The sequence below is a fragment of the Methylobacterium sp. WL103 genome (assembly GCF_008039885.1).
Lineage (GTDB): Bacteria > Pseudomonadota > Alphaproteobacteria > Rhizobiales > Beijerinckiaceae > Methylobacterium > Methylobacterium cerastii.
This window is the reverse complement of the sequence record NZ_VRUX01000110.1, coordinates 1-10212: the sequence shown is the minus strand read 5'-3', so window position 1 is coordinate 10212 and position 10212 is coordinate 1. Positions and strand designations below refer to the sequence as shown.

The 10212-nt window shown below is 67.3% G+C and carries 15 protein-coding genes and 1 pseudogene; 2 read left to right on the top strand and 14 right to left on the bottom strand.

The features are described 5' to 3' along the window. The 8 genes and pseudogenes from FV222_RS09570 to FV222_RS29485 all read right to left on the bottom strand — a co-directional run. Window positions 1-485: pseudogene (locus tag FV222_RS09570) on the bottom strand (xanthine dehydrogenase family protein molybdopterin-binding subunit); the annotation flags it as partial. 3 nt (window positions 486-488) lie between these two features. Then, a complete protein-coding gene (locus FV222_RS09565) occupies window positions 489-1439 on the bottom strand; it encodes a xanthine dehydrogenase family protein subunit M (RefSeq protein ID WP_147814016.1) in 951 nt (316 codons plus the stop codon). Continuing rightward, entirely contained in the window at window positions 1436-2086 is a 651-nt protein-coding gene (gene paoA, locus FV222_RS09560) for an aldehyde dehydrogenase iron-sulfur subunit PaoA (RefSeq protein WP_147814014.1), read from the bottom strand. Before paoA ends, FV222_RS09565 begins: the two co-directional genes overlap by 4 nt. An 883-nt stretch (window positions 2087-2969) precedes the next feature. Then, a complete protein-coding gene (locus FV222_RS09555) occupies window positions 2970-3212 on the bottom strand; it encodes a hypothetical protein (RefSeq protein ID WP_147814012.1) in 243 nt (80 codons plus the stop codon). 334 nt (window positions 3213-3546) lie between these two features. Continuing rightward, a complete protein-coding gene (locus FV222_RS09550; protein WP_147752070.1) occupies window positions 3547-3957 on the bottom strand; it encodes a helix-turn-helix transcriptional regulator in 411 nt (136 codons plus the stop codon). Between the two features lie 374 nt (window positions 3958-4331). Next, window positions 4332-4640 carry a hypothetical protein gene (locus FV222_RS09545; RefSeq protein ID WP_147814011.1) on the bottom strand — a complete coding sequence of 103 codons (309 nt, stop codon included), beginning with the start codon at window positions 4638-4640 and terminating at the stop codon, window positions 4332-4334. Window positions 4641-4652: 12 nt separating this feature from the next. After that, entirely contained in the window at window positions 4653-4940 is a 288-nt protein-coding gene (locus FV222_RS09540) for a hypothetical protein (protein WP_147752068.1), read from the bottom strand. Between the two features lie 542 nt (window positions 4941-5482). Next, window positions 5483-5668: a hypothetical protein gene (locus FV222_RS29485; protein WP_187277281.1), complete on the bottom strand. Its 186-nt coding sequence runs from the start codon at window positions 5666-5668 to the stop codon at window positions 5483-5485. 139 nt (window positions 5669-5807) lie between these two features. On the opposite strand from FV222_RS29485, the gene FV222_RS09535 reads away from it, so the two are divergent. After that, complete coding sequence (locus FV222_RS09535) at window positions 5808-6083, top strand: hypothetical protein (RefSeq protein ID WP_147814009.1); 276 nt, start codon at window positions 5808-5810, stop codon at window positions 6081-6083. A gap of 111 nt (window positions 6084-6194) precedes the next feature. On the opposite strand, the gene FV222_RS09530 is transcribed toward FV222_RS09535, so the two are convergent. From FV222_RS09530 to FV222_RS29480, 6 genes are all read right to left on the bottom strand, one after another. After that, on the bottom strand, window positions 6195-6932 hold the full coding sequence (locus tag FV222_RS09530) for a Crp/Fnr family transcriptional regulator (RefSeq protein WP_246685394.1): 738 nt from the start codon (window positions 6930-6932) through the stop codon (window positions 6195-6197). 507 nt (window positions 6933-7439) lie between these two features. Further along, window positions 7440-7688, bottom strand: a complete 249-nt coding sequence (locus FV222_RS09525) for a hypothetical protein (protein ID WP_147814005.1) — start codon at window positions 7686-7688, stop codon at window positions 7440-7442. A gap of 141 nt (window positions 7689-7829) precedes the next feature. Continuing rightward, the gene (locus FV222_RS09520; protein ID WP_147814003.1) at window positions 7830-8015 is read right to left on the bottom strand and encodes a hypothetical protein; all 186 of its coding nucleotides are present in this window, start codon (window positions 8013-8015) and stop codon (window positions 7830-7832) included. Between the two features lie 333 nt (window positions 8016-8348). Next, on the bottom strand, window positions 8349-8648 hold the full coding sequence (locus tag FV222_RS09515; protein ID WP_147814001.1) for a hypothetical protein: 300 nt from the start codon (window positions 8646-8648) through the stop codon (window positions 8349-8351). Window positions 8649-8681: 33 nt separating this feature from the next. Further along, a complete protein-coding gene (locus FV222_RS09510; RefSeq protein ID WP_187277280.1) occupies window positions 8682-8978 on the bottom strand; it encodes a hypothetical protein in 297 nt (98 codons plus the stop codon). 101 nt (window positions 8979-9079) lie between these two features. After that, a complete protein-coding gene (locus FV222_RS29480) occupies window positions 9080-9547 on the bottom strand; it encodes a hypothetical protein (RefSeq protein WP_187277279.1) in 468 nt (155 codons plus the stop codon). A gap of 211 nt (window positions 9548-9758) precedes the next feature. On the opposite strand from FV222_RS29480, the gene FV222_RS09495 reads away from it, so the two are divergent. Beyond that, a partial coding sequence (locus FV222_RS09495) for an NUDIX domain-containing protein (RefSeq protein ID WP_147813994.1) occupies window positions 9759-10212 on the top strand: 454 nt, incomplete at its 3' end.

The following is a 10212-nucleotide window of genomic DNA, read 5'->3' as shown; positions in this document are numbered from 1 at the left end:
CCGCTGCCCTCGCCGCTGTCGCCCGGCACGGGCGGTGCGCCCTTCGCCTCGGCCGCGAGGTCGAACTTGCCGGCATCCGGGGCGTAGTCGACCGCGACCAGGAAGGCCGCCGCGCGCGCCTGCTCGAAGGTCTCGGCCACCACCACGGCGACGGCCTGATGGTAGTGCTGGATCTGGTCGCCGCCGAACAGGTAGGCGGCGTTCATCATGCCCCGCTCGAGCCGCGGGGTCTCGAGTGTCGTCACGATCCCGAGCACGCCGGGGGCGCGCTTGGCGTCCTCCGTGTGGATCGCGCGGACGCGGCCCTTGGCGATGCTGGCGCCGAGCACGTAGCCGTAGGCCTGGTTCGCCGCCACGTCGTGGCGCTCGTAGGCGTAGGCCGCCGTGCCGGTGGTCTTGTACTTTCCGTCGATGCGATCGGTGGGCTTGCCCACCACCTTGAGCTGGTCGATGGAGTTCTGGCCGGCTGGCTGATCGAACTTCATGGCTCAGGCCCTGGCTTGGTTGAGTGCCGCGGACAGGGTCCGCTCGGCGAGCTTCAGCTTGTAGGCGTTCTCGTGGGTCGGCTTGGCGTCGGCGAAGACCGCGTCCGTCACCGCCTTCGCCCCGCGCGGCAGGTCGGCCTCGGCCGCCTCCACCCGCCAGGGCTTGTGCGCCACCCCGCCGAACGCGACGTGCCCGGCGCCGTCCTTGCCGAGGATCGCCGCCACGGAGACCAGCGCGTAGGCGTAGGAGGCGCGGTCGCGGACCTTGCGGTAGATGTGCGTGCCCGCCACGGGCTTCGGCAGCGTCACCGCCGTGATCAGCTCGCCTGAGCGCAGCGTCGTGTCGAGCTCCGGCGCGTCGCCCGGCAGGCGATGGAACTCGGCGATCGGGCTCCTGCGCTCGGCGCCCTTCGCATCGATCGTCTCGACGGTGGCGTCGAGGACGCGCATCGCCACCGCCATGTCGCCGGGATGCGTGGCGATGCAGGCCTTGCTCCCGCCGACGACCGCGAGTTGCCGGCTCACCCCGTCGAGGGCCGAGCAGCCCGAGCCGGGCTGGCGTTTGTTGCAGGCCTGGGCCGTGTCGTAGAAGTACGGGCAGCGGGTGCGCTGCAGCAGGTTTCCGGCTGTGGTCGCCTTGTTGCGCAGTTGCCCCGAAGCGCCGGCGAGCAGCGCCCGCGAGAGCACGCCGTAATCCTTTCGGACGCGCGCGTCGGCGGCGAGGTCGGTGTTGCGCACCAGCGCGCCGATGCGCAGTCCGCCGTCCGGCGTCGCCTCGATCCGGTCGAGCCCGAGCCCATTCACGTCGACGAGGTGGGTCGGCGTCTCGATCTGCAGCTTCATCAGGTCGAGGAGGTTGGTGCCCCCGGCGATGAACTTCGCGTTCGGCGTGGCGGCGACGGCGGCTGCGGCTGCGGCTGCCGTGTCCGGGCGCTCGTAGGTGAAGGACCTCATGCGTGCCTCCGGCCGGTCTCGAGGCCGGCGACTTCGCTCATCGCCTCGACGATGTTGGAATAGGCGCCGCAGCGGCACAGGTTGCCGCTCATGCGCTCGCGGATCTCGGCCTCGGTCACGGTGGTCTGCGCGGTGAGGTCGGCGGTGACGTGGCTCGGGATGCCGGCCTCGATCTCGGCGAGCACCGCGACGCCGGAGCAGATCTGGCCCGGCGTGCAGTAGCCGCACTGGTAGCCGTCGTGGCGGATGAAGGCGGCCTGCATCGGGTGGAGGTTGTCGGGCTGGCCGAGCCCCTCGATGGTGGTGATCTCCGCGCCCTGGTGCATGACCGCGAGCGTCAGGCAGGCGTTGATGCGCCGACCGTCGACGATCATCGTGCAGGCGCCGCACTGGCCGTGGTCGCAACCCTTCTTCGAGCCGGTCAGGTGCAGGTGCTCGCGCGCCGCATCGAGCAGGCTGGTGCGGGTGTCGAGCTCGAGTTCGCGACGCTCGCCGTTGATCGTGAACGACACCGTCGCAAGCACCGGCTGGCCCGTGGCGGCGCCCTCGGCGCGGGCGCCCGAGGGAAGAGTGGAAAGGGCCGCCGCCGCGGTCGCGGTGGCGACCACGTCGCGTCGGCTCATGTCGAGGTCTCCAGGTCGTCCCATCATGGTCTCCGAACCTGTTGCGGGGGGAGCGACGGCCACCGCAGGGCGTCGCCATCGAAATCGGAAATGCCGGGGGCAACTCGGACAGCCTGGATAAGCTCCAAACGACCGCGGACTTCCGACGCGGGCATTTCGCCTCGGCGAGAAGCGGATGGGTCGGCATGGCGAGGGCGGCGTGCGGTCCGTTGCCGATTCGGGTCCGAGCCGACGGTCTCGGTCGCCACTTGATCCATGATTTCAGCGGAGCCGCCCCAATTCGGGCTTGCGTAGGCAGGTGCGCGGTCGGCGCAGACAGAACCAAAGTTTGCCGCCGGCTTCGACCGTCATGTGCTTGTGCGGTTGGATGGCGGAGGCGAGCGCCGGGGCGATGGGCGGGACCCGGTCCCAGAACCGTACTCGGGCCTTCCCAATCCCAAGGCGCGCCGCACGCTTGCAAGGGGCCTTAAGCCTTGCGCCGGTCCTCGTTCCGCGGGTCAAACGCCCGGCTCGGATCGGCTTCACGCGAGGAGAAATTTTGGGAAGTGCTGCGGGGCGGCGATCGCCTAACTGGCGTGCTCGACGGCCGAGGCCACCTCCTGCGTTTGGCACGTCCTTGGGCGCGCGACCGAGCCCAGCGTGACGATCACGTCTTCGTTTTCGGTTCCACGCTGCTGCCGTGCGGGAGGCCGCGCAACGGCAGATCCGATAGGGCGAGGTTCCGCGCTACGGATTTGCGATCGACGCGGTCTCCTTCGCGGAAGAGACCGGCCACGCCGTGCGTAGAATATTCAGACCGTCAAACGCGATCCGCCGGAGCCCTGCCCGCGCCGGAGGCGGGCGGCGTTCCGGCGCAAGGTGGCCGCGGGCTCGTTCGAGGAGCCGCGTCGGCCGACCGATCGCGGGATCAGCGGGCGGCGCTGGCCTCGGCGACCACCTCGACGACGCGGCGGGCCTCGACGGGCTTGGCGGCGATGACCGGCTGCGGCGTGGTGAGCATGTCGCTGGCCGCGCGGGTCTGCCGGATCGTCCGGGCCTGCTCGCGGTAGAGCGGCGGGGTGAGGTTGAGCGGCTCGCCGGCCATCGCGGTGCCGGCGACGAAGGGCGCCGAAACGAGGGCGACGACGGTGAGGGCGTGGGTGAAGCGCATGACGAATCTCCGGTTGGGTCGCCTGCAGAGCCGACCGACCAAGAGATTGAAACACGGAAATGGTGCGGTGCGATATGCGGATTTTGCAACGCAACATAATGCAAGAAATTTGTAGTTCTTCTTTTATACTGCCGCCCTTCGACCGCATTCGTCAATCGAAGACCAAGTCACGCCATGCGCTGCGCGCACATGGCAATAAAACGGCGGCGCAGCATCAAAAATATCTTGTCTGGGACTAAAAGATAATTTGTGAGGCTGTACGCCCTCAACGCGCGACGACTGAAAAGTCGGCTCTGCCGTCCGACACTCCGAACCCGCCGCGGTCGGAGCCGCATCACTCGACCGACGCCGGAGGAGTGGTTGCGAGGCTGGCGGCGGCCTTGACGATGGCGAGAACGTTGCGGCGCGTCGCCGCGTCGGAGATGCCGGCGAAGGTCCGGACCAGGCTCATCACCTCCGGGTCCTGCAGCAGGTGCTGGATCGACTCGCGTCCGTCGACGGCCTCGGCCGGCTCATCGAAGAAGGTCGAGACCGGTACGCCGAGAAAGTCGGCGATCGCCTGAAGGCGGGCGGCGCCCACGCGGTTGCGGCCCTTCTCGTATTTCTGGACCTGCTGGAACGTCACCCCGAGAGCCTGACCGAGCGCAGTCTGGCTCAGGCCCTGCGCCGTCCGATACGCCGCGATGCGGCTTCCGATCGACCGGTCGCCATCGGTGGTGAGCTTCGGCGCATGCGTGGGCATCATCGGAACGGTCGCTTTCAGGTCGGAGGAAGCCGAGCCGGCGTCGTCGCCGGTCCGGACACGACCCAATACGCATTGCGCGCGATTGAGTTTCACACCTGAGATCAACCCGGGGTTGCAAATTCGACATAGCTTGACCGTTAGCCGGTTGCTGTGCCTGCGCAGATGCTACTGTTGCGACCCGCCGTCAGTATTCGTCCTCCGCCGCAGGCGGGCTCCGCGCGGTCCGTTCGCTGCAAGCGTTTACTGCGCTGACCAACACCTCTGGCGACGTTGCGAGCAGCGAACGTGAGAGAAAAGGCATCGTCGCCCGCGGTCGATCTCATCCGGCTGCGACCTGCGATCACTCTGCTGGCCTACGGCCGATCGGTGATCGGTCAGGCTGCGATCGGCGAGCGCCGCATCGTCGAAGCTTCGCCTTCCGCGATCGTCCGGCTGGCGCGGTCGATCGTCCGGCGCAGGATCACGATCGTATCCTCGACCGCGGTCTTCGTCGATAGCTTCGCTCCCTCGGGCCCGGTCAAACCTCGAAGGGCTTGGACGAGCGAATGCTCGTAATGGTCGAGCGCCTCTTCGGCCCGTCCACCCGAGAGTTCGTCGAGGCGGACCAGGGCGACCTGCAAGGCGACGCCGAGGAAACCTTCGACGGCTCGTTTCTCGAAGCCGGCGCTGCGGTCGACGGTCATGATGCGATCTCCCTAGGCGGCGCGGACGTGCGACGGGCGTCCATGCGCCTGGTCCATGATCTCGGCGATGCGCTCGCCGACCGCGAGCGCGATCACTTCCGAGCGCTCGCCTTCGGACCGGGTCCGGCACAGGAGGGTGAGGACGTCGGTCACCCGTTGCTCCATCACCGCCAGGAGCGCGGCCGCGGCCTGCGGTTTGGCCGCCTGCACCACCGCCGCGAGGTCGTAATAGGCGTCCTCGACAAGACGGAGCGTCAGCCTCTCCACCGCCTGTTCTTCGAGTTGCGCAAGACCAGCCACGTGATCACCTGTCTTCGAGAACCTGTAATATCAACTTCCGGTTGCAATGGTTAACGCGCCGTAAACGAAACGCCGGTTCGTCGCCGGACGAAAGTCTACGGCGCGAGGTGTGGCTCGCGAAAGGCGGCATGCTCGGCCTACAGGTCCATCAGGCGACGAGTGGAGTGGGATAGTTTGGTCCACCGGTCGTCAGGGTCTCCGCGACCGGCAACTGAGACCGCGACCACCATGAGGGCGCAGGGCATCATCAGTGCGGCGATCAGCGGGAGGTACATCGGTCAGGCGCAATCGAGGGTTGTCTTCTTGGTTATCCCTCGTCGTAGTAAAGGCTTCGTTAAAGCTGCGTTCTCTTCGCACTCTATGCTTCTGAGTGTCTTGAACGTCGTTCGCGCCCGCCGAAGGGGAACGGCACTCGAGCAAAGCGGGGGCATTCGCATCACGGGAGGCGCGCGCTTCACGTTAGACACCCTCGACTTCGCCGAAAGCGTCGTAAGTGAATCCGATTCGGACGATATGCCGGCGAAAAATCGGTCCACCTGCCGTCAATGCTTTGCCTCTTCGGCGAAAGCAGCCAACTGTTCGGCAAGATCCAGAAGAAGCATGTCGAGGAGTAGGCGCGTCTTCGACGACGTATGCGCTTCAAGCCGCTCGCGAGCCTGTATCAGCAGGTCGACGGCGTCGCCAATGGCGCCAATGGTCTCTTCCTGCACCTTGACCTCTATCGCCATTGTGACCGTGGGGTTACATCTTGCGTCGTTCGATGCATAAGGCTAGTCCTGCCCTTAACCAATATGGGTCATATCCCGCCAGAGTGCTCGGTGTCGAGGACTCTGTTTACATAGGTTGGCGATGTATGCCGGGGGGAGCATGGTCCGATACTACTTCGACATCCATGACGGCGTCGACCTCCGGGACGAGGCGGGCACGGAGCTGTCGGACATCGAGGCGGCGCGGGCGCACGCGATCTCGTGCGCAGCTCGCTACGTCTCCGACCTCGATGGCGACGGTCGCGGTGGCTTCATCGTGGTGACGATCCGCGACGCCGACTCCACGCTGCTCACGCTCCGCCTCGTCTGCCACATCGAAACCTCCGGCTCGTCCGCGGTCGAAACGATCCACGCCCTGCGCCGTCAAACCCAATGATCCCAGCCGCCGGCGCGGCGCGTTCGTGAAGGCGGCTGCACCGGCCCGTCCGCGCCGTATCGACCCCGCCCGATGCGCCGACCGACCGCTCGCCGTCCGCAGCCCGGATCGTCAGATCAGGTGAAGGTAGGACGGGTCGAACTCCGCAGTCGTCGCGAGCCCGCTCCAGTCCTGAATGATCAACTCGCGGCGGTGGAGCGTGACCAGCCCCATCTTCCTGAGTTCCTGCAACGAGCGGTTCGCATGCACCGACGACAGGCCCAAGGCGTCGGCCAGTTCGGCCTGGGTCAGCGGCAGCAGGTAGCGCAGGTCGTCCGCCAGGGCGACCGTCCGCAAGCGGACGTACATCTCGCAGAACAGGTGCGCCATCCGGCCGACGGCCTGCCGCCGGCCGAGGCTGATCACCCGCTCGCGGCAGCGGGTGGCGTCGATCAGGGTGTCGCGCCACAGGGCCATCGCCACGTTGGTGTTGCTCTGGATCAGGGCGCGCATGTCCTTGTGCGCGACGAAGGCCACCGTGGTCTGGGCGATCGCCACGAGGCCCTGGTCCATCACGTGCAGGTGCAGGCTCTCGATGTCCGGCATGTCGCCGGGCACGTAGAACGCGAAGATCTGGCGCTGTCCGTTGGCAAGGGTGCGGCAGCGATAGGCCCACCCGTCCAGGATCAGGCAGCACTGTTTGGGCGCGTCACCCTCGTGGACGATGCTGGTGCGGCCCGGGAAGGTGCGGACCGTGAACGGCAGGGTGCCGATCGCGCCGCGATCCCTGTCGGTGAGCTGCGCGGTGCTCGCGAGTTTGCGGATCAGCAGCGCAGGCGGCGACTGGTCGGAGCCGAGCGCGTCGCTCACCGGCGGATCGACCCGAGGCGCGGCGCCCGCTCGGACATCGGACACCCGGCATCCCCGGAGATCCGGGTGCGTCGGCCGAAAGGTCGAAGCGCGCGGAACTCGCCGCTCCCGCTCACATCGGTCCGGCTGTCGCCATCCTCGCGGGCGAAATGAGCGCAGGGCAACATCGTCTCCGATGGGCGAAGGGGCGGGCATCCCGATCGGCCAACCAGAGATTGCGACCGGCCCGTCCTTCGAGCCGCATAGCGAAGCCGTCGCGTCTCTACGTTATCATAAATTAAATCTGCAATGCCTGGTTGAAGCAGGCATGTCGCAATGGACGGATATCGACAGAGCCGCCGTCGCAGGAAGGGCTTGCCGCCTTTCCCACAGCGTCTCGGTGATCAGCTCCGATAGGGCTTCCACCGCCTCGGATGGAGGCCCGATCGAAGCGCTCGGCCATCGGTCGGTGCCGTCGCGCCCGCATCGTCGTCGAGCGAGGGCTCCGGCATCCGCCTGATCCGAATCCTAGGCCGCCATCAGCCGCTTGGTGTTTTGGGCCACGTGCTCGCGGTATCGCGCGATCACGACCTCGGGCGAGCCGCCCATCATCAGCGTGCCGGCGGCCTCGATGCTTGCTTGGATCTTCTCGACCACCATCGACTGCATCTCGGCCGTGCCTTCGCGGCCGCCCCAGGCGAGCCGGACAAGGCGAAGCTCGACGACCTTCTGGGCTTCGAAGGCGAGCATCATCGACGAGAAGAAGGGATTGTACACGGCGTACTCCAGGCCGCTGACGGATGCGGCGCTGATCAACCGGCGCACCCGTCGAAAGGTCCCGGATCGCTCGGCGACTCCGACGTGGCCGCGATCTGGGATACCGCCCGCCGGTCCGGAAGCGTCGGCGAAAATCTTCCCTCAACCGAACGATCCGACGGCGGGCAGGGCCTTGCTGGTCGCGACCTTTCGGGCGCCGAGCGCGATGTGCGGGATGCGGGTCAGCGCCGCGCCGTACTGCTCACGGATGTGCTTTGGGACGAGCAGCGGCACCGAGGTGGATCCAGAGGTGATGCGTGCGGCGGCGCGGTGTTCGAGGTTCGACATGGCGGCTCTCCGGGTCGGGCGCACCAGCGTGCGACGGTCCATGACTGCGTTGTACCAGAGATGGGGTAGGCCATGCTGCGGTGCAGCGAGGATGCGTGCCGCGCGGCGATCTGTCCGTCTTCCACGATGGTGGGCGCGTGGCGATCCCGTGCGTCGCATCGTGCGGACACCGTGATCCGTAGACTCCCTGCATGACCGCCTCGTGAAGCTCCGGCGAGACCCATCGCTTCAGCTTCGCACGCGGCCTCGATCCAGGCGTCGCACGAACAAAAAGCCCTGCCGGGCGAGACCGGCAGGGCCATTGGATGATCGAAAAAGGCCGTTCGACGGTGGTCAGCAGTCGTTGCTGCCCGGCTTCACCACCTTGCCTTCCGCCGGCTTCTGCTCGCCGTCGGCCGGCTTGGTGCCGGCGCCGACGTTGTTCAGGGCGCCGACCGTTCCGGGCGTCTCGGCCTTCACGCCGGGGGTCGTCTTGGCGGTCGAGGTGCCGTCGGCCAACGAGCTCTTGTCGGCCGAGGACGACGCACCCTGGTTGTTGGTGGTCGTGCCTACCGCGCAAGGGGCGGCGAAGGACGCGCCGGCCGTCAGCATCAGGATCGCGGCGGCGCCGGAAAGCGTGGTGATTTTGGTCATGTCTTCTCCCAGTGTGTGCCGAGAGAAGCCGACCTAGGAACGAGAGTTCCGAAACGGCCGCAGGAACCTCTTGAGGCCTTTGGCCGGATCCGCCTCGTCCGGCGCATCCGACGTGTCATCGTCCGAGTCGTCGGTCGGCGAAACTCCCTCGCGATCAAGCCCATGCAGCACCTGGAGCAGCATCGGCGGCAGGGCGATGTCGTGGTCCTGCAGGAGGCGCGCCGCGTCCGCCAACGCCGCGACCTGGACCGCCGGCACCGGCCGCTTCATGATCTGGGCATCGAGCACCTCGTCGGACAAGGTTCCGATGAGGCGCAGGACCTCGGACATCTGTGTTGCGTCCCCGTGTTGCTCGGTCATGTTCGGTCCCATCGATACGCCACAGGTCGAGACCGGCACAGATCTCCTCATAAGAACGGCCAGAGACGCGCTCAGTTCTCCGGCGAGCAGATGGCACCGGAAGGTCCGAGGACGACGTCGCCCTGCTTCGGGTTGTTCACGGTGAAGGGCGCCGTATTCGTCGTCCCGAAGAAGCCCGGGCCGAGCTCTGGCTGGAAGAACCCGTCGCCGAACTTCATGAAGCAGCGGTCGAGCACCGCCTCGTAGTCCAGATGGAGCTTTGCGGCCTCCCGTCCGCCGGCGACCGGCCGTCCGATGCGATCCACCGGTGAGCAGTACGCCGTCAGGTCGATCTGCCCGGGCCGCGACAGGCGCACGGTGGCCGAACGCCCCGGCGGGACGACGAAGGCGGGGCCTCCGTCCTGGCTCGCCACCAGCACGGCGGTCGAGCGGTTGTAGACCCGCCGCAGGCAGTCGGCGGAGGCGGTGCTCGTCAGGCTCGCCGCGACGACGGCCGAGATTGCCAGGGCCTTCACGCTCTTCGATCGGATGCAGGTCATGACAGGTCTCGCGGTGTTTCTCGAAGGCGAGCGCCCTGGGCGCCGTCGATCCGGGTCGTCAACGCGGAAGCGGCTGTGACGATCAAATTTTGCTGGGAGTTCGTTCACGTAGCGAGGGACGTCGCACCAGGCACGGCAGAGCCGACCGCACCGCTTGACATATATCCATTCTGCATCTTAGTTAGATGCAGAATGGATATATGGTGTCGCCATGGACGAGGATGCTTTTCTGAAGGCCTACGATCCCACCGCTTTCGAGCGGCCGGCGCTGACCATCGACCTCGTCCTGCTCGGTCTTAGCGATGGCCACCCAGCGGTGCTGCTGATCGAGCGCGCCGAGCACCCGCATGCCGGGCGCTGGGCACTGCCGGGCAGCTTCGTTCGCCCGGACGAGACCCTCGACGCGGCGGCGGCACGCGTGCTTCGCGACAAGGCCGGCTTCGATGCGATCGAGGCCGAGCGGACGCGCCGGGAGCAGCTCTACACCTTCGGCGCGGTCGATCGGGACCCGCGCATGCGGATCGTGACGGTCGCCTACCTGGCGCTCCTGCCCGAGGCCGTGTTCGCGCTAGTCGCGGAGGAGAACGCGGCGCTGTCGGCGGCCCGCATCGCCGTGTCCTGGGCCGGCGAGGCGGGCGGGCCCGTCGCAGCCTTCGCGGTGCGCA

Coding starts and splice junctions, on each gene's coding strand:
- FV222_RS09545 (WP_147814011.1), bottom strand. CDS start 4,640: ATGACCGTCGACCGCAGCGCCGGCTTCGAGAAACGAGCCGTCGAAGGT.
- FV222_RS09550 (WP_147752070.1), bottom strand. CDS start 3,957: ATGATGCCCACGCATGCGCCGAAGCTCACCACCGATGGCGACCGGTCG.
- FV222_RS09510 (WP_187277280.1), bottom strand. CDS start 8,978: ATGTCCGAGGTCCTGCGCCTCATCGGAACCTTGTCCGACGAGGTGCTC.
- FV222_RS29485 (WP_187277281.1), bottom strand. CDS start 5,668: ATGGCGATAGAGGTCAAGGTGCAGGAAGAGACCATTGGCGCCATTGGC.
- FV222_RS09520 (WP_147814003.1), bottom strand. CDS start 8,015: ATGTCGAACCTCGAACACCGCGCCGCCGCACGCATCACCTCTGGATCC.
- paoA (WP_147814014.1), bottom strand. CDS start 2,086: ATGGGACGACCTGGAGACCTCGACATGAGCCGACGCGACGTGGTCGCC.
- FV222_RS09535 (WP_147814009.1), top strand. CDS start 5,808: ATGGTCCGATACTACTTCGACATCCATGACGGCGTCGACCTCCGGGAC.
- FV222_RS29480 (WP_187277279.1), bottom strand. CDS start 9,547: ATGACCTGCATCCGATCGAAGAGCGTGAAGGCCCTGGCAATCTCGGCC.
- FV222_RS09515 (WP_147814001.1), bottom strand. CDS start 8,648: ATGACCAAAATCACCACGCTTTCCGGCGCCGCCGCGATCCTGATGCTG.
- FV222_RS09555 (WP_147814012.1), bottom strand. CDS start 3,212: ATGCGCTTCACCCACGCCCTCACCGTCGTCGCCCTCGTTTCGGCGCCC.
- FV222_RS09565 (WP_147814016.1), bottom strand. CDS start 1,439: ATGAGGTCCTTCACCTACGAGCGCCCGGACACGGCAGCCGCAGCCGCA.